Genomic DNA, 18898 nt, shown 5'->3' with positions numbered 1-18898 from the left:
TGATCGAATCGATACCGAGATCCGCCTCCAGATCCTGATCCAGGCCGACCATCTCGCGGGGGTAGCCGGTCTTCTCCTCGACGATGGAATAGATAATCTCCTCCAGAGATTCGCTGCGAGGTATTCCGACTTCCCCGACAGGCTTCCTCGACGTATGTTTACCGTCTTCGGCAACCACAGGTCCAGCCTTTCTCCCCACGGGCCTTTCACTCTCAGGGATCACGCCTCCTCCACCGGTCGGTTTCTCTTCCGACAAATCGTTGCGAAATCCGAGAGAAGGCTCCACACCCATCTCCGTCCCGGACCGGGACAACCGTTGCAAGGGGAGGGAGGCACGGCGCGGCCGTCCCGTCCTTCCCGATATGTACTGCGACATTATGCTCTCCTGTGTATCGAGGAAACGCCGCATCGTAAGAAAATATTCCGACATGATCTCCGACTGTGGAGAAGTCCGCCCATGCCTGTCCATAACCATCTTAAGCCCCTCTCTTTCCTCCAATTTTTTCACGTCACCGGGCAAAGCCGGCACTTCCTTTCCCATGCGTCCCTCAACCGCTTTGGTCTCCGGCCGCTCTGTATCTCCGTCAGGCCCAAACCGGCCTTCCCGGAGAGCCCCCACCTGCCTGACCGGCGTACCTGACGGCCTTGCGCCACTCCCGTTAAGTAACCAGGCATGGGCGGGAACAGACTCCGCCCGCACAAGGCTTCGCAAATCATCAGGATCGCACTCCCTGCATCCACGTCCTTCAAACAGAGGACGAACTTCAACGTCAAGACCGGAGGCAAAGAGACGGCCCAGGAGATGCAGAAGCCCGACAACACCGCCGCCGTGTGCGTCCACGGCAAAGGCCTGATGAGGCTTCCCCTCCAGGATACGGTCAACCAACCTTGTAAGGATCGACCCGGGACCAAGCTCAACAAATATACGGGCCCCGTCTCCATGCATGGCCTCGACCTGTCTGACGAACTCCACCGGCCGGACCAGGTGCTCGATCATCGTATCTTTCATCCGCTCCACGTTCCGGTCATGCGGGCAACCGGTGGTATTGGAATAGACCGGAATGGACCGTTCGTTCCAACGGGTCTCCCTTATCGATTCCGCGAAAACCGACTTGGCCGGCTCTACGAAACGAGAATGAAACGCGGCGGCGACCGGTAGCCCACGGGCTTGTAAGCCAGCTTCGGTGATTATCTCAACGGCCTTGCCGAGGGCTGAAAGAGAACCCGAGATCACCGTTTGTTCAGGAGCATTGTGATTGGCAATCACGAGATCATCCATACCGTCGATCATCCTGCCCACAACCTCGCGAGGAGCCATGACCGCAGCCATGCCGCCCAGCTCATCTCCATGTTCACATACAGCATCCACGATATACCTGCCACGCGCTTCTGAGAGCCTTATGAATGTAGGGAAATCCATCACTCCTCCGGCAAAGAGGGCGGAAAATTCGCCATAGCTGTGCCCGCCGAGCATGTCCGCCTTCAAACCGAAATGCGAGGTCATCAACCGCCACAGACCCGCCTCCACGGCCCCCAGCGCCGGCTGGGCAATATCGGTGGCTTTGAGGAAATCACCGGCCTCCACAAGTCTCCGGTCATCGTAGGTCCCCTTGGGGAATATGAAACGGCTCAGCCTTGAACCCGGCCCATGGCGCTCCTCGAAACGTTCCCCAAGGTGATCATCCGCATCCGAAATTGCCTCGGCGATGACCGGAAAGAAGACCGCCAGTTCACGGAACATACCGACGTACTGCGCCCCCTGTCCCGGGAACAGAACCGCGACTTTGCCGGCAGACGACAAGGTGCTGCTATCATAGCCCCCGGCGGCAGGTGACACCTCGTCACCTTTCAGGCGAGCCAGTGCATGCGCCGTCCCGGTGAGGAGTTCATCCAGGTCCTTCGCCACAACAGCAACCCGTTCCTTGCCTGTCCGCACTCCACGCGCAAGGTTATAGGCGACATCGCGCAATGCCACCCCCCGGGCCTTCTCCCCCCCCCTGATTATCGCCTCCAACCTGGAGATCAGTTCCTTCCTGTCACAACCCGAAAACAGGCACAACTCCGCCGGCCGATGCTGCATTATAGATTCCTTCAGCCACGGCCTGTATTCTCCTGCATACTCTTCCATCACAACATGAAAATTGGTTCCGCCGAACCCGAACGCGCTTGCGGCCGCACGGCGCGGGTGTCCCCCCACCTCGATCCACGGCATAGCCTCATCGACAAGGTACAAGGGGCTCTCCGGATCCATGAGAGTACTGTTCGGCCGCTCAACCCCGGCATGCGGAGGCAAGACATGATGATACAGGGCCAAAACAGACTTGATCAATCCGGCGATTCCAGCCGTAGCCTTCGTATGCCCTATAAGGGTTTTGACAGATCCCACGGCCGCATGCAGAGGAAGCGCCCCGGCCTGCCGCAGCAGGCTCGTCGTGCTCTCCAACTCTGCCGTATCCCCCACCACAGTTCCGGTCCCGTGCGCTTCGAACAACTCCACGGTAGCGGGAGAAAAACCCGCCTGCTCGTACGCACGCCTCATAGCCAGCACCTGGCCCGCTGGCAACGGAGCCGTCAGCCCCTTGGCCTTCCCGTCACTGCTTCCCCCTATTCCCTTTATGATTGCATATATACGATCCCCATCCCGTTCCGCCTCATCCAGACGCTTCAGGGCCACCATGGCAATCCCTTCTGAGATGACGATACCGTCCGCCGAAACGTCGAACGTCCTGCATTTGCCCGAGGGAGAGAGTGCCTGAGTCTTGCTGAAACACATGAAACTGAAGGGGTCCTGTGCAGTATCCACTCCTCCGACGATTACGAAGTCGCTGCGATGCGCAACCAGTTCAGACACCGCCTGGTAGAGCGCTGCCATGGATGAAGCGCACGCCGCATCCGTAGTAAAATTCACACCGCGAAGATCCAGACGATTGGCTATGCGACCCGCTATGACATTAGGCAGTATCCCGGGAAATGAATCCTCAGTCCATTCCGGCAGACGCTCCGAAACTGCGGGAGGAAGATCCCCATGGAACCGCGGCAGTTCGGCTCGGAGGCCGTATTGCATCCCCACATCCCCCGTGCCGCCACTGGCCCCTATGATGACAGATGCACGTTCGCCGTCCAGATCCCCTTTGCCGTAGCCCGCATCTTCCAAGGTCCGGCGCGCAACCTCCAGCGCCATCAACTGCATTGGATCGATGGACTTAATCGACTTGGGCGGCATGCCATAACGAACGGGATCGAATATCATCTCTTCCAGGAACCCGCCCCATTTGGAATATATCCTATCTTTCGCGTTCCTGTCTTCGTCAAAATAAAGGTGCCAGTCCCACCTGTGAGATGGAATCTCCGAGATTGCTTCCACCTTGTTCAGGATGTTTTTCCAGTATTCCCTCGTGCTCCCGGACTTGGGGAGTACCGCGGCCATCCCGATAACAGCTATATCCGCGGGGCGGGGCGGCGGTTCTTTCCCGGCTGACCCCTGAAGAGAAACCCCCGCCTTATCATGAAGAAGCTTGTAAGCGTCAACCGTCACACCACGGTGCAGGGCCGGGATGTCTATCCTCTTCGAACGGAGAGTAGCAAGCTCGCCGACCATATACATCCCTTCACGTTGCTGCTCCTGCAAGTCAAGGACATGAACCTCCTTCCCGTCCGCTCTCCTGGCGTAGCCCTTCGCTGCCAAACACAACCTGCCCATGATCAGGTCATCCAGGGTCTTGCGGATCTCTGCCGCCGGGACCCGTTGCGCCATCAACCGATTTCTTGTTTCCAGGAAGGACCCGGCAAAGGGTGTAAAAGAGCAGCGGCATTCGTGATGCGGACCGGACTCCAACACGACCGTCCTGGAACATGCTACAACTTCCTCCTGAAAAACCGGAACAATGGCTCCAATCTCTACAATCTCTCTTGTAAAAAGGTACCCGCTTCCCATCTGAATACCGATATGCACTCCTTTTTCAATCAGGGGGGCAGCGACAACCTGTGCAATCGCGGATGAGAAGGAATCATGGATGCCTCCGGCAAAAAGGACGGAGACCTCCTCGCCGGATATCTTCCCTAACTCTATCTCATCGGCAAGACGGTCTGTTATACCGCTCCAGAGTACGAAGGAACTGAGCGGACCGATATGGCCGCCGCATTCCCGACCTTCCAAAATAAAACGCCTTACCCCCTGCTCAATGAAAAGTGGTATCAGATCGGGAGAAGGCACATGCAGAAACGTACTTATCCCGGCCTCTTCAAGTCGGCGGGCTTGGTCGGGACGACCACCGGCCAATACCGCTGCAGCCGGACGGAGCTTCTTCACCAGATCGAATTGTTCACGGAGTAAATCCGCTGGGGCGAACCCCAACAGACCCACACCCCATGGACGATTACCAAGTTCCCCGGCTGTCCTTTCAAGAAGAGCGCTCAGGCGTTCCCCCCTCATCAAGGCAAGCGCCATCACCGGCAACGCCCCGTCATCCGCCACCTTGATGGCGAAGGCAGGGATGTCGGATACCCTTGCCATTGGACCCTGGACGACCGGAAGCCTGGTTCCAAGATTCATCGAGAGCGGGGAATTCTCACACATCGGATAACTCTGCAGAGTCAAGGCGGCATTCTTACCAACGGCCAGGTCTATCGCCCTGAAAAGGACCGAGATACGTCCGTACTTTTCTGCCCACGGAGCTGCAAAACAGGCGTCCTGCCCTACAGGCAGGATACCGTTCGAGGGATCCTGCCAGTCTATTTTCTCCGCAGCGGCATCTTCCAGGGAGTCTATACCTTTCCCCCGACACTCCTCGGAAAAGGATACGGACTCCAGCATATCCCGCCGCAAGAGGTAACGGAAGTAACCTCCACCCGCCGACTCTCCGACCGCTATGGTCTCGCTCCCTGAAAGCCTTTCAAGGAAAGGGCGTAGCACAATCCTCAATGGAGACTCTTCCATCAGCAGGACCTGACTGTCCATGACCCCTCCGGAAACACCAAGCGAGCCACAGGCAGCCGCCACCTGCGGCGTGACACCGCCGTGAACGAACAGTTCCAATCCACCGTCACGACATTGTCGACGCCATTTCTGGAGCAGTATAAAGGTGCTGTACTCGCCGACACGTCCTCCGGCTTCATTTCCCTTCAGAACAAGTCCGTCGACCAAGTCATCCACAGGGTCTTCCGGCCATTCAAGGGAAAGAACCTCAACCAGTACCCGAACGCCCTCTTTCCTCAGCGATCGGATTGCATCCGCAGCACCGCAGGCAGAGCGGCAGTCCACAATCAACCATCGCAATCCTTTTGCCGCATAGTCTACAACGACATCCAGGAGATCTCTCTGCAGCGTCTTCAGCTTCAGACCGTAAGGCGCCCCCGACTTCAGGTGCAGCAATCCAAGTCCCCTGCGAAGGGATACCGGATCAGTAATAATTTCCATATTCAGTATTCCTACACCTCCAGCCCGGCATGCCGCAATCGCCAGAGTTGGATCGCTCAGCCCGGAAGGTGTATAAACTAACTTCTGAAACTTCTTCATCGAGTTTCCCTTACAGACAAAAACACAATTAAGTCATATTTGCCCAAATTGCTGTCAAAATACCGAAAATGTATTGCCGTACAAAATGGTTTCGTCAATTTAACACAGTTAACATATTGACGGATAGCCAACATATCCTTGGCTAACAATATCTGTTACTGCCGGCATTGTCAAGCAAACCCAACAGACGGGCCAAGCCTCTTTTGGTCCCCTGTCTGCGTTAAAACAAGCAATTCAGATGCCAAATATTAGAGACTTTTTACGGAAAAACTCTTTTTCCTTATGTCATGACCCGAAAACGCACAAAAAACAAGGTATAGAGTGGATAGCCCGTTTCAGAAGGTGATCCCTATACCATAGGATCTTAAGAATTTTTTCCATAATCCGACCGATCTCATGATAGAACCGTAAATCCGATATAGCCCATCCTAACCCGGAACTTTTTCACCGGCAAAAATAGTGATAGTTGGATTATTATGCGGAATAGAACCGATGAAGACAGGAAAACTATTACCACTTGTGTGAAAAGTTTTTCACAATAGTGGAAAAAGTTTTCCACTACGATGTACGGCATGGCCAACTATTGGCCCACTATATTTTTGGTTGGATGCTGTTGCATGGTTTGAAAGGAAGAAACGGGGGAAACAACCGGGAAAATGGGAGGAGATGTGGCATCTAATCCCCCCTTGGGCTTTTCGAAGGGGGGATTAGATGCCGGTTAAACCGGCAACGGGAAAGTCAGTCGCCCTACACCTTGATGTCCATTCTGCTGACGCCGCCATCCCTGAGCAAGGAAACAGAAGAGAGACTTCGGTAGAGGGAAAGATTCAGTTCCACCCTGTTTATCTGTTTATCGCAATTGAGATCTACATTTTGGAGTATGTCCTGGTTTGCAACCTCGTCCTCACCCAGGAGGTTGTCGCCGTTAAGATCTCTGGAAGCAATGATATGGATCGATTTTTCATTTAGATTATGAACGGGGTGCCAATGGGCAATCTCGTCCATGGATGCTTGGCCGTCTCCGTCGGTATCGATATTCTCGAACACCTTCCCGGGCACCCCCATTTCCTCCATGCTAAGCACCTGATTCCCGTTGGAATCCTTTGCATCAATCAGCCTCTTCGCCCTGTTTGCAAGGGTATATTCCGGCAGGAACCGGTTCAATTCCGACCTGTCAACCTCATTGTTCTTATCCTTATCTATAACCTGATAGACCTCATCGGAAACCCCAAATTCCTCAACACTCAGAACTCTGTCGTCATTCTCATCCTTTCTCCCGATCAGTCCGGTGACGGCCTTATCGAGTCTCCTGACAGAAAAATAAGAGTTCAGTTCCTTCTTGTCTACACCCCCGTCCTTGTTCCGGTCCATATACTGGAAGACATCCTCCGGCACACCCAACTCATCCCGGCTTAGGGCACCATTTTGATCCATATCCTTGCTATTAAAAAAAGTCTCCCTGCTTCCTGCTCCATCCGGGACTGCGTACGACAACCCGGCTCCCCTTACTCCATGGATTCCATTCATTACTCATCCTCCTTTCGAAAACAAACCTTCTTCATATCCCCTGAGCATGTCCTGCATCACCTTCCTTTCAGTTAGATCACTGATGTGATCCTGTCAGACTCTTAATCCTCCTCACAGCAGAGAAATAGTAACCACCCATAAAAAGAATTTAAGCAAACTCCATACCAACTACCGAAGATACGTATATTCCTTTGTTGTACAACACTTTCCCCCCCGGGCGTGACCCAATTAATGGATTGCAGACCCGGCAATTTATGACAGGTAGGCAAGAAGGTACGGGAACGGAAGAACGGCAAAAGTATTTCTTAAGGCTGCTTTCTTTGTGATCGCTGCCGTTTTTTAGCTCCCCAAGGAGATAGTCTGCGTACACATTCATGAGGGAGTGGAAAAGACTGTTTTTTACTCCAAGCGCCTCCTATGCCAGATCGGCCAGAACCAACTTGTAGCTGATCTTCTATAGGGGAAGATCGAACTGCCTGACAAGAAGAGATTTCATGTCCGAAAAGCATGCTCGACCTGCCAGAGTTCCTTGTAATTCAGGGCAACTGCATCCGGAGATAAAAAACCGATGCAGTACGGTCAGATAGACCACCCGTTCCACATCGGATCCGGATTTCCGATCCCTCCGTAGGTCCTGAATAACCTTGGCAATCCCCCGTTCTTTCCATAATCGCTCAAAGGTCAGGGAAGGGCCGATCTTCTTGGAGTGTGCCGAAACATCGAAGGGTCTTGGGGACTTCTTACGAGACCATCAATATTGCTTCGCACAAAGTTCTCCCCTTCGATTGCGCCACCCCCCGCCTCTTCGCTATACTGTAAGCATGGAAGCGCGAGAGAAAAGACCGGAGAAGAAGTACCCCTGCCCCGACTGTAACTTCTGCCAGTGGTGCAGCACCGACCGTTGCAATCTCTGCCGCAAGATCACCTGCTGCAATCACTCCCGAAAAAAAAAGGGGAAGGCGCACCAACCCCTTTTTCGATCTTATTGATTCAAGAATGTGACGGCTCAAGAACCTGATATCATGCAGAGAACGGTCATGCCAACGTGAGATAAAACCGATGATAACCGGCCGATCAAAGATCCAGGAAACCGCCCCGGCTCCCCGGGCCGCCCCGTTCCACACTCCGGATGGAAAGCCCGAAACCCAAGACCATGAGGCCGATAAGGATGAAGAAGGTGGCCACCATAACCCGGAGAAGGGCCGGAAAGAGGACGATCAGAAGCCCTAACAGGATCAGGAGACTGCCCTGGAAGATGAAAAAAGTTGCAAAACCGCCGGGGCGGGCGTTACGAAAAGATGTTGAGAACCTCATGGTCTACACCTCCTTTCGGAAATCATTACAATAAATTCAGGGTTTCACCGTCTCCGTCATGGAAGCCTTGCGAAAGACGACCTGATCCCCCGACCAGTCTGCGATAATGATATCGCCTGCGGCGAAATTCCCCCCTAAAAGTTCCCGGGAAAGGGGGTTTTCAATCAATTGCTGAATCGTCCGCTTGAGGGGCCGGGCGCCGTAAAGGGGGTCGTAACCGATTTCTGCGATCTTCTCCTTCAACCCCTCGGAAACGGTCAGCGACATCCCGGCATCGCCCAGCCGGACATTGAGCCGATCGAGAAGAAGATCGACGATTCGGATCAGGTCCTCCCGTGTCAGGGAATGAAAGACGATCATCTCGTCGATCCGATTCAGAAATTCCGGTTTAAAAACCCCCTTGAGTTCCTGAATGACCTCGCTGCGCATCGATTCATACTGCTTTGCGTAATCGTCACGCCCTGCATTCTCGGCGATCTGCCGGATATGCCGGCTCCCCACGTTGGAGGTCATGATGATGACCGTATTCTTAAAATCAACGGTCCGTCCGTGGGAATCGGTCAGGCGACCATCCTCCAGAATCTGGAGAAGAATATTGAAGACATCGGGATGGGCCTTTTCGATTTCATCTAAAAGGACCACGGCGTAGGGCCTGCGCCGGACCGCCTCGGTCAACTGCCCCCCCTCCTCGTAGCCGACATAGCCCGGAGGAGCGCCGACAAGCCGGGCCACGGTATGGCGCTCCATGTACTCGGACATGTCGATCCGAATCATGGCATCTTCGTCGTCGAAAAGAAACTCCGCGAGGGTCCGGGTCAGCTCAGTCTTCCCCACGCCGGTGGGACCCAGAAAGATAAAGGAACCGATGGGACGCTTCGGGTCCGCAAGCCCGGCCCGGGCTCGTCGAACGGCATCGGCCACAGCCGTGACGGCAGGATCCTGTCCGACAACACGACGTTTTAAAACCTCCTCGATGCGGAGAAGTTTCTCCCGTTCTCCTTCGAGCATCTTCGAAACGGGGATCCCCGTCCATTTGGCCACTACCTCGGCTACATCCTCATCGGTCACCTCCTCCGTCAGGATGGCGCCCTCTTCCTGCATCGCATCCAGCTCCTTTTGTGCCGCTTCCAGTTTCTTGTTCAACTCGACCAGGACACCATAACGGAGTTCCGATGCCCGCTGCAGGTCTCCTTCCCGCTCCGCCTTTTCCGCATCGACCTTTGCCTCTTCGATCTTCTTCTTGACGGAACGGATCGTTGAAATGGCCCCTTTTTCAGCCGTCCAACGCTCCTTCAATACCGCCGAATTCTTCTTCAAGCCTTCCAGTTCCTGCTTGATCTTTTCGATACGTTCCCGGGAGGCGGCATCCTTTTCCCGCTTCAGTCCCTGACGCTCTATCTCCAGTTGCCGGATCTTGCGTTCCACCTCGTCGAGCTCGACCGGCATACTGTCGATCTCCATCTTGAGTTTTGAGGCCGCCTCATCGATCAGGTCGATCGCCTTGTCAGGCAGGAACCGGTCGGTGATATATCGATGAGAAAGGGTCGCGGCCGCGACAAGGGCGGCATCCTGAATCCGGACACCGTGATGAATCTCGTAGCGCTCCTTGAGCCCCCGCAGAATCGAGATCGTCTCCTCCACGGAAGGTTCGCCTAAAAGGACCGGCTGAAAACGCCGTTCAAGGGCGGCATCTTTTTCAATATGCTTTCGATACTCGTCCAGCGTGGTCGCGCCGACACAGCGGAGTTCCCCCCGGGCCAGGGCCGGTTTCAGCATGTTGGAGGCATCCATCGACCCTTCGGCGGCGCCGGCCCCGACCAGGGTGTGAAGTTCATCGATAAACAGAATGACTTGCCCTGCCTTCTCGTGAATCTCCTTCAACACCGCCTTGAGGCGGTCTTCAAATTCTCCGCGATATTTGGAGCCGGCCACAAGCGCCCCAAGATCGAGAGCCAGGACCCGCTTGTTCTTGATGCTCTCCGGCACATCCCCGGCCACCACCCGCTGGGCCAGCCCCTCGGCCAGAGCGGTCTTGCCGACGCCGGGCTCGCCAATGAGAACGGGATTGTTCTTGGTCCTGCGCGAGAGGACCTGAATCACCCGGCGGATCTCTTCATCCCGGCCGATAATCGGATCGAGCTTCCCTTTACGGGCTTCCTCGGTAAGATCACGGGTATACCGTTTCAGTGCCTGGTACTTCTCCTCGGGATTCGGATCGGTCACCCGATGTGTCCCCCGGATCTCCTTGAGGACAGCCAGAATCCGGTCACGGGTAATATGGTATTGCCCGAGAAGATCGGAAACAGGTCCTCCCTTTTCGGCCAAGGCAATCAGGAGGTGTTCGGTACTCACATACTCGTCCTGCAGCCGCCCCGCCTCCGCAAGGGCGGCATCGAAGACCTGCTCCAGTTCCTTTGTTACATAGATCTGATCCAGAGCCGAGGGGCCGGAGACCTTCGGCTTCTTCTCCATCATTTCCCGCAACGTTCCTTCCAACAGCGAAGGATCGACCTCCAACTGCTTCAGGATCGGGATAATGATTCCTCCTTCCTGATGGAGCAGTGCCATCAGAAAATGCTCACCGTCAACCTGTTGGTGCCCGAGCTGCCGTGCAAGGGTCTGTCCTTCCTGCACGGCCTCCTGTGCCTTCAATGTAAATCGATCAAGTCTCATGACTGTTTTCTCCAGAGTTGCCCCGTCCGAATCCGGACCAGGGCGTCCCTCTTTCCTTTGATCGGCTGCAATTCTTCCATAACGAAGCGGAGGATCTCTTCCTGCGTCTGCTCCAACGCCTCCACCTGTTCCTTGAGCCGGAGGATCACCTCGACACCGGCCAGGTTCACCCCCATCTCCCGGGTCAGGTTAAGAATCGTCCGGAGCCGCTGAATATCCCGCCGGGAATAGAGCCTCGTATTCCCCGGTGAACGTTGCGGATGGATCAGCCCTTCCCGCTCATAGACACGCAATGTTTGAGGATGCACGTCAAACTGCCGGGCCACGGCACTGATCGTAAAATATTCTTCCGAAACCATACTACCACCTCAGATGACGCCGCGGTTCCTCATGGGTCATTTGTTCAAATTCTCTGAGCAGCTTTTCAGATTTTTTATCCAGTTTCTTCGGAACGGCCACTTTCACCACAACGAACTGGTCTCCTCTTCCTCCTCCCCGGAGGTGAGGCATCCCCTTTCCCCTGAGGCGCAGTTTTTGACCGCTCTGAGTCCCCCGGGGGATCGTCATCTGGATCGGACCGTCGATGGTCATCACCCGGATCTTGGTTCCCAGCGCCGCTTCCGCGAAGGTAACGGGTAGATCAAGATAGAGATTATCCCCCTTCCTGTGGAAGAGGGGATGGGGACGGACCTTGGTGACGATAAAAAGATCGCCCGGAGGCCCCCCTCGCACACCAGGCTCCCCTTTCCCGGCAATCCGAATCTTCGAACCCGTGTCAACACCCGGCGGGATCTTTACGGAAATCCGGCTTCCGTTCCGGCTGATCCTTGTCTTCAGTCCCTTTGCAGCATCCTCGAAAGAGATCTCCATGGAATACTGAACATCCTGCCCTTTCCGGGGACCGCTCGGTCGTGCCCGCCCACCGCCGGCAAAGAGATCACTGAAAATATCCTCAAACCCGCCGAATCCTCCCCGCCCGAAATTCCCGGCCTTGAAATCGAAACCATCGAACCCCGCACCCCGGGCGGAGGTTCCCCGCGCTCCGTTCCCCCCCGGCCCTGTTCCCGCTTCCCCGAAGAGATCATACTGCTTTTTCTTCTCGGGATCGCTCAACACCTCATAGGCCTGGGAGATCTCTTTGAATTTTGCCTCAGCCTCCTTGGAATTCACGTTGACGTCCGGATGATATTTCCGGGCCAGCTTCCGGTAGGCCTTCTTGATCTCATCGGCCCCGGAATTTCGTGATACACCAAGAATTTCGTAATAACCGCGCTTTGCCATAACGTATCGGATCGGATCCTTTTTCGAAGATGTTCCCCGGATCAATCGACTTTCACCCGGATGCTCTTCGGTTTTTTATCTTCTTTTTTCGGCATAACGATCTTCAGAACGCCGGCCTCATAGGTGGCCTTGACCCCCTCCTGATCGACACTGTTCGGCAGGGTAAAGGATCGAACAAACGTCCCATAGGAACGTTCGATCCGGTAATAGTTCTCGTCATCCGTCTTTTTCCGGAACTTCCTCTCCCCTTTCAGGACCAGGGTATCGTCTTCGATCTTGATTTCGATTTCATCCTGAGAGATCCCCGGGATCTCCGCCTTCAGGACAATATCGGGACCGTTTTCATAAATATCGACCGGCGGCGACCAACTTCCCTTGCAGAAGTCCTCCCCTCTCTCCGGTTGCAGGGCCCGGGTTTCATTAAAGAGCTGATTCATCCGGTCCTGAATCGATAGAAGATCCCGGAAGGGGTCCCATTTTTTCATCGACATAATCGTATCCTTTTCTCATATGGTGTGGAACCGTTCAGGTTGCCTCGATTTTACCGCAGGACAAGGCGCGCGGAGCACAGAACCGGAAACGTATATGTCATACGTTGAGGATTCGAGCACCGCAACACCCCCAGATCCCTTATTCATCAGAGCCGCTGAAAGCGGCAAAGATAAATCTAAGGCGGGTCACGCCAAAGGCGTAACCAGTCATTCGGCAAAAGAGAGGTGAGCTGTGCCGTTCCTATTTTTCGTCTTCGAACTCCGCGTCCACAACTTCGGCCTCCGCCTCCTCCGACGCAGGTTCGGCCGTCGCCTCACCGCCCCCCCCTTCCGGTCCGGCAGCCTGCTGCCGGGCATGCTGCTGGTAGATAACTTCCGCCAGTTTATGAGACGCCTGGGTAATTTTCTCCATGGCCGTCTTCATCGGCTCCGTCTCTTCGGAGGTGAGCGCCTTCTTCCCCTCTTCCAGCGCCTCTTCCACGTTTTTAAGGTCCTCTTCGGTCAGCTTGTCCTTGTTTTCATTCAAGGTCTTTTCCGTATTATAGATCAGACTATCGAGCTGGTTTTTGGTCTCAATGGCCTCACGCCTCTTCTTGTCTTCTTCGGCATGGGACTCGGCTTCATGGACCATCCGGTCAATCTCGTCTTCCGCAAGACCGCTGGAGGAGGTGATCGTAATCTGTTGCTCCTTCCCGGTCCCGAGGTCCTTGGCGGAAACATTCACAATCCCGTTGGCATCGATATCAAAGGAGACCTCGATCTGAGGAAGCCCTCGGGGTGCCGAGGGAATCCCCACGAGGTGGAACCGTCCCAGCGTTCGGTTGTCCCGGGCCATCTCCCGTTCTCCCTGGAGCACATGAATCTCAACACTGGTCTGATTGTCCTCCGCCGTGGAGAAGACCTGGCTCTTCTTGGTAGGGATCGTCGTGTTCCGTTCGATCAGCCGCGTCATCACACCGCCCAGCGTCTCGATCCCGAGGGAGAGCGGCGTTACATCAAGAAGCAGAAGATCCTTCACATCCCCGGCCAGAACCCCCCCCTGAATGGCCGCACCCGTGGCCACGACTTCATCCGGATTGACCCCCTTGCCCGGCTCCTTTCCGAAGACCTCTTTGACCACCTTCTGCACCAGGGGAACACGAGTCGAACCACCGACCAGGACCACCTCATCCACCTCACCGGCCGAGATCTTCGCATCGGCCAAGGCCTTTCGGCAGGGTTCCTTGCTCCGATCCACCAGGTCCTCGATCAGTTGCTCGAATTTCGATCGGGTCAACTTGATATTCATATGCTTCGGACCGGCAGCGTCGGCGGTAATGAAGGGAAGGTTAATCTCCGTCTCCTGTACGGTGGAAAGCTCAATCTTTGCCTTCTCCGCCGCTTCCTTCAGCCGCTGCAGGACCATCTGATCCGAACTCAGGTCGATTCCCTGGTCCTTTTTAAACTCTGCAATCAGCCAGTCGATGACCCGCTGGTCGAGGTTGTCCCCGCCGAGATGGGTATCACCGTTGGTCGCCTTGACCTCCACCACATTGTCTCCCACCTCCAGGATGGAGATATCAAAGGTGCCGCCGCCGAAATCGTACACGGCGATCGTCTGATCCTTTTTCTTGTCCAGGCCGTAGGCAAGGGCCGCCGCCGTCGGTTCATTGATAATCCGCTTCACGTCGAGCCCTGCAATCTTTCCAGCATCCTTGGTCGCCTGTCGCTGACTGTCATTGAAATAGGCGGGAACCGTGATGACGGCCTCCGTCACCTTTTCTCCCAGAAAATCCTCAGCCGACTTTTTCAACTTCTGCAAAATCTTGGCCGAGATCTCCGGCGGTGAATATTCCTTCCCCTTGACGACGACCTTCGCCTCGTTGTTCGCCCCGGAGGTCACTTTGTAAGGAACGAGCTGCATCTCCTCACTGACTTCCCCGTACCGCCTTCCCATGAAACGCTTGATGGAGAAGATCGTATTCTCCGGATTGGTGACCGCCTGCCGTTTCGCCACCTGTCCGACCATAATGGTCCCGTCTTTGCCGTAGGCCACCACGGAGGGAGTTGTCCGACCTCCTTCCTCGTTCGTAATTACCTCCGGATCATTCCCCTGCATCACTGCAACCACGGAGTTGGTCGTTCCCAGGTCAATTCCGATAATCTTACCCATTTTGCCGTCCCTCCTTATGAAACGAAAATAAAAAGATTTTTCTTCAAAAATATGAGTCTGTCTGAAATATAATTATTGAGTCCCCTTCTGTCAATGTTGCCGGGAAATAAAAAATCAAATATAAAGACGGAATTGGGGGAAACTTCAGAAAAAACAGCTTTGATGAAAGGAAGAAAAGTTAACAAAACCTCATTTCGGGGACAAGAATTCAGGAAGATTCTATTCCACTTCCACCTGAATGGTCTTTTCTTTTTTTTCTATGGGCAAAGTGATCTCCAGGACCCCTTTATCAAACTGGGCCTGGACTTCCTCCTTGACGATACTCTGTGGAAGAGTAAACGCCCGCTGGAAGGAACCGTAGGAGCATTCCATACGGTAATATTTCTCCCGGCCCGTCTCCCGGATGAATTTTCTTTCCCCCCGTAAGTGGAGAACCTCTCCATCAATCTGAATATCAATATCCTCTTTTCTCACGCCGGGAAGTTCAACCCGGAGAATAATATCCTTGCCCGTCTCCAAGATATCGACGGCCGGCATAAAAACACAGCTTTTCTCCGTCTCCAGACCCGACGCCGAATAGACCGAATCATCAAAGAAGTGGTTCAGCCGTTCCTGGGTCAAGGAAAAATCCTGGAAGGGATCCCAACGTCGGATTGCCATAAAAGCTCCTTTGCCTGCATCGTGTCAATGACGTACAAACTATAGAGAGATCCTTTCGATTTGTCAAGCAATTCGAATTCCCTTCATCGCAGATGAACTTTCCGAACCTCTTTTTCTACTTGACTCTGCAGGGTTTTTCAAGTAAAGTTCGGATATTTTCAGGTGCTTCCATGAGGAGCTGAGAAGGGAATCCCGTAAAAACGGGGACGGGCCCGCCGCTGTGATCGGGGACGAAAACCGAAAGATGTCACTGTCGGGAAATACGATGGGAAGACACGGTAAGTAGGACGAACCGAGAGTCAGAAGACCTGCCTGGAAATGAGCGGCCGAATCTTCGAGGTCAGAGATTCACCGACCGGTTCTGTGGATAAAAAGGGACATCCCCGGATCAATATTTATTGGTCTGGGTTTTTTTTTCTTCAGGCCCGGGCGTTGGGATTGCGAAGAGACCGGCATGATACCTGCGTTCCTGCACATTCTCCATCGACGACAGGGCTCTTTTCGGAGAGTTTCCCCCGGCATACTCCTGCCGGTGATCTTCCTCGCACTCCAACTTTTCCTTCCCATTGCCTCAGCCCGTACGCTCACGGATCCGGTGGGCCGCAGGGTCGATGTGCCGGCCTCCCCCCGGCGGGTGATCGCCTTGGCACCGAGTCTCACGGAAATCATTTTTCTTCTGAACAAAGGCCCCCGCCTCAAAGGGGTCACCCGATTCAGTACAACCCCGGAAGCGGCCCGTGCCCTGCCCCGGGTCGGCTCCTATGTCCACCTCGACCTGGAACGGATCGTTGCTCTCCACCCCGATCTCTGCCTGGCCATCAAAGACGGCAATCCCAAATATATCGTGGCGCGAATTGAGGCCCTCGGAATCCCGGTTTATGTCGTCAATCCATTAAACCTTCAGGGGATCATGACGACTATCAAAGGGATCGGAGATCTTCTGAACGCTTCCACCCGTGCGGAGGAAATCGTTCGGAATATGGAACGGCGGATCGACCGGGTCCGCTCCCGTGTCGCCCGGACCCACACCCGACCTCGTGTCTTTTTTCAGATTGATGCCGAACCGATGGTCTCCGTGGGAAGCCGGACCTCCATCAACGAACTGATCACCCTGGCAGGGGGAACCAATGTGACCGCAGGGAAGGCCCCTTATCCCCGGTTGACCTGGGAGAAGGTTCTGACCCTTCAACCGGAGATTGTCATCATCAGTTCCATGGCGGGCGGTCATACCCCGCAATGGCTGAAAGGGAGCTGGCGGAAGTGGCCGCAAATCCCGGCCGTCCGGAAGGGAAAGATCTATCTTGTCGATTCCGACCTCTTTGATCGTCCGACTCCCCACCTGGTCGACGGACTGGAGACCCTGCTGGCGATTATTCACCCGGAGGTTGCGAAAAAAGGGAAGCGCACCGATGAACGTTAGGTTCCATCCTCTCCCCCGGAAGCTCATCACGATCACACTCTTCTTCGGCACACTGCTGATGATCGCGGCCTTCCTCGGCGTCTCCATGGGCTCTTCCGGCAGCGACCTGTCCGGGACTCTCGCCATCCTGGCCGGCTACGGAGATCAGAACTCAATCGCCGCCACCATCATCCGGCGCATCCGGATTCCCCGGGTCATCCTGGCAGCCGCCGTCGGTTCCACCCTCTCCCTCGGCGGGCTGGTTTTTCAGGCACTCCTGCGAAACCCCCTGGCCGAACCCTACATCCTCGGCATTTCGGGCGGTTCGGCAATCGGGGCGATCGGCGGGCTGCTGGCCGGGCTTTCCCCTTTTCCGGGAGTCCCCCTGGCGGCCTTCACCGGCAGTATGGCGGTCCTGGGCCTGATCCTCCTGCTCGTCATGGGGCGGCCCCGGCAGAGCAGGGATGCACTGCTCCTCGGAGGCGTCATGATGAATGCCTTCTGCGCCGCCGTCATTCTCTTCCTGATCTCGATTACCCGATCCGAACAGGTCCAACAGATTCTCTTCTGGCTGATGGGAGATCTCTCCCGGGTCAGCACCCGGCAACTGCCGGTCCTCTTTCCGATCCTGCTCTGTTTCCTGGTCATCTTTCTGCTGGCCCGTCCGATGAATCTCCTCGTAATGGGAAAGGAAAGCGCTCTCTCCATGGGGGTAAATGTCAAAACCGTCACCCTGGTTCTCCTGGTCCTGACGTCGTTGATGGTCAGCCTGGTGGTCTGTCAGTCCGGCCTGGTGGGATTCGTCGGACTGGTGATTCCGCACCTCCTGCGGCTGGTGCTGGGACCGGATCATCGCCTGCTGATCCCCGCTTCCATCCTGGGGGGGGCAACCTACCTGATTCTCTGCGACCTCCTGGCACGCATCCTGTCGGTCGGAGGGGAAATGCCCGTGGGAATCATCACGGCCATGATCGGAGCGCCCCTCTTTGTCTACCTTCTCTGGAGAGCAAACCAATGACCGCCCTCTCCGTCGAAAACCTCCATCTCGACTATGCACATAAAGGGATTCTTCACGGGCTCACCTTCCACGTCCCGGAGGAGGAATTCTTCATCATCATCGGCCCCAACGGCGCGGGAAAAACCACACTACTCAAGGCCTGCGCCGGCATGATCCAGCCGCAAAGGGGGGAGATTAACATTCTGGGCAAAGCGCTTCATCATTATTCACGGCGATCCCTCTCCCGTCTTCTCGCCGTGGTCCCACAGCAGGTCCCCCTTGATTTCCCCTTTCCCGTTACGGAAACGGTCCTGATGGGCCGCTCTCCTCATCTCGGGCTTTGGAGCATGGAAAAACGTGAGGATTACCGAATTGCCGAAGAGGCGATGCACTTTACCGACATTACACACCTGGCGGAAAGACGGCTGGATCAGTTAAGCAGCGGAGAACGGCAGCGAGTCATGATCGCCCGGGCCATCTGCCAGCAACCCCGGATCATCTTTCTCGATGAACCGACGGCCTCCCTCGATCCTTCCCACCAATCCCGCATTATGGATCTGATGGAACGGCTCCGCCGCACCCGGCGGATCACGGTGATCATGATTTCCCATGACCTGAACCTGGCGGCCCTCTACGGAGACCGCCTTCTTCTTCTGAAGGAGGGGGAAATTGAAAAGACCGGACGCCCCGGAGAGGTCTTGACGGCGGAACAATTACGGAAGAGTTACGGCTGCACGCTGCTGGTCGATCAATACCCCTTGAGCCCGGTACCGAGGATCGCAACCATCCCGGAAAAGTATCGGAAAAACCCCGATCACTTTTCAACTCCGGACGGTGGCCGTCTCCCCGATCCTTGAACCCTTGCATCCACTCCCACAAGAGACGATCA

The 18898-nt window shown here is 55.2% G+C and carries 12 protein-coding genes and 1 riboswitch; of the genes, 3 read left to right on the top strand and 9 right to left on the bottom strand.

Annotated elements, in window-relative coordinates; all coding sequences use genetic code 11:
- The 9 genes from GXP58_06225 to GXP58_06185 all read right to left on the bottom strand — a co-directional run.
- A partial coding sequence (locus GXP58_06225) for an acyltransferase domain-containing protein (protein ID NOY53204.1) occupies positions 1-5515 on the bottom strand: 5515 nt, incomplete at its 3' end.
- Between the two features lie 747 nt (positions 5516-6262).
- A complete protein-coding gene (locus tag GXP58_06220) occupies positions 6263-7042 on the bottom strand; it encodes a hypothetical protein (protein ID NOY53203.1) in 780 nt (259 codons plus the stop codon).
- A 1074-nt stretch (positions 7043-8116) separates the two neighbouring features.
- Positions 8117-8356: a hypothetical protein gene (locus GXP58_06215; protein ID NOY53202.1), complete on the bottom strand. Its 240-nt coding sequence runs from the start codon at positions 8354-8356 to the stop codon at positions 8117-8119.
- Between the two features lie 36 nt (positions 8357-8392).
- Positions 8393-11029, bottom strand: a complete 2637-nt coding sequence (gene clpB / locus GXP58_06210) for an ATP-dependent chaperone ClpB (GenBank protein ID NOY53201.1) — start codon at positions 11027-11029, stop codon at positions 8393-8395.
- The gene (locus GXP58_06205) at positions 11026-11388 is read right to left on the bottom strand and encodes a MerR family transcriptional regulator (GenBank protein ID NOY53200.1); all 363 of its coding nucleotides are present in this window, start codon (positions 11386-11388) and stop codon (positions 11026-11028) included. Before GXP58_06205 ends, clpB begins: the two co-directional genes overlap by 4 nt.
- A 1-nt stretch (position 11389) precedes the next feature.
- Positions 11390-12310: a DnaJ domain-containing protein gene (locus GXP58_06200; GenBank protein ID NOY53199.1), complete on the bottom strand. Its 921-nt coding sequence runs from the start codon at positions 12308-12310 to the stop codon at positions 11390-11392.
- Positions 12311-12351: 41 nt separating this feature from the next.
- Complete coding sequence (locus GXP58_06195) at positions 12352-12801, bottom strand: Hsp20/alpha crystallin family protein (GenBank protein NOY53198.1); 450 nt, start codon at positions 12799-12801, stop codon at positions 12352-12354.
- Positions 12802-13042: 241 nt separating this feature from the next.
- Positions 13043-14953 carry a molecular chaperone DnaK gene (gene dnaK, locus GXP58_06190; protein NOY53197.1) on the bottom strand — a complete coding sequence of 637 codons (1911 nt, stop codon included), beginning with the start codon at positions 14951-14953 and terminating at the stop codon, positions 13043-13045.
- A gap of 219 nt (positions 14954-15172) precedes the next feature.
- A complete protein-coding gene (locus GXP58_06185; protein NOY53196.1) occupies positions 15173-15613 on the bottom strand; it encodes an Hsp20/alpha crystallin family protein in 441 nt (146 codons plus the stop codon).
- A gap of 143 nt (positions 15614-15756) precedes the next feature.
- A riboswitch (cobalamin riboswitch) is annotated at positions 15757-15944 on the top strand.
- Between the two features lie 123 nt (positions 15945-16067).
- On the opposite strand from GXP58_06185, the gene GXP58_06180 reads away from it, so the two are divergent.
- The 3 genes from GXP58_06180 to GXP58_06170 are packed head-to-tail and all read left to right on the top strand — an operon-like array spanning position 16068 to position 18866.
- Positions 16068-17033 carry a cobalamin-binding protein gene (locus tag GXP58_06180; protein NOY53195.1) on the top strand — a complete coding sequence of 322 codons (966 nt, stop codon included), beginning with the start codon at positions 16068-16070 and terminating at the stop codon, positions 17031-17033.
- Positions 17023-18030, top strand: a complete 1008-nt coding sequence (locus tag GXP58_06175; protein NOY53194.1) for an iron ABC transporter permease — start codon at positions 17023-17025, stop codon at positions 18028-18030. The genes GXP58_06180 and GXP58_06175 overlap by 11 nt, the downstream gene beginning before the upstream one ends.
- On the top strand, positions 18027-18866 hold the full coding sequence (locus GXP58_06170; protein ID NOY53193.1) for an ABC transporter ATP-binding protein: 840 nt from the start codon (positions 18027-18029) through the stop codon (positions 18864-18866). Before GXP58_06175 ends, GXP58_06170 begins: the two co-directional genes overlap by 4 nt.
- Positions 18867-18898 lie beyond the last annotated feature (32 nt).

It is taken from the genome of Deltaproteobacteria bacterium (assembly GCA_013151235.1).
Taxonomy (GTDB): Bacteria; CG2-30-53-67; CG2-30-53-67; order CG2-30-53-67; family CG2-30-53-67; genus JAADIO01.
Note: the sequence above shows the minus strand (reverse complement) of the source record. Positions and strands in the feature narration are given on the sequence as shown.

Bases quoted from the DNA above. Each gene is read 5' to 3' on its own strand.
- GXP58_06220 (NOY53203.1), bottom strand. From the start codon at position 7,042: ATGAATGGAATCCATGGAGTAAGGGGAGCCGGGTTGTCGTACGCAGTC.
- GXP58_06215 (NOY53202.1), bottom strand. From the start codon at position 8,356: ATGAGGTTCTCAACATCTTTTCGTAACGCCCGCCCCGGCGGTTTTGCA.
- clpB (NOY53201.1), bottom strand. From the start codon at position 11,029: ATGAGACTTGATCGATTTACATTGAAGGCACAGGAGGCCGTGCAGGAA.
- GXP58_06205 (NOY53200.1), bottom strand. From the start codon at position 11,388: ATGGTTTCGGAAGAATATTTTACGATCAGTGCCGTGGCCCGGCAGTTT.
- GXP58_06200 (NOY53199.1), bottom strand. From the start codon at position 12,310: ATGGCAAAGCGCGGTTATTACGAAATTCTTGGTGTATCACGAAATTCC.
- GXP58_06195 (NOY53198.1), bottom strand. From the start codon at position 12,801: ATGTCGATGAAAAAATGGGACCCCTTCCGGGATCTTCTATCGATTCAG.
- dnaK (NOY53197.1), bottom strand. From the start codon at position 14,953: ATGGGTAAGATTATCGGAATTGACCTGGGAACGACCAACTCCGTGGTT.
- GXP58_06185 (NOY53196.1), bottom strand. From the start codon at position 15,613: ATGGCAATCCGACGTTGGGATCCCTTCCAGGATTTTTCCTTGACCCAG.
- GXP58_06180 (NOY53195.1), top strand. From the start codon at position 16,068: ATGATACCTGCGTTCCTGCACATTCTCCATCGACGACAGGGCTCTTTT.
- GXP58_06175 (NOY53194.1), top strand. From the start codon at position 17,023: ATGAACGTTAGGTTCCATCCTCTCCCCCGGAAGCTCATCACGATCACA.
- GXP58_06170 (NOY53193.1), top strand. From the start codon at position 18,027: ATGACCGCCCTCTCCGTCGAAAACCTCCATCTCGACTATGCACATAAA.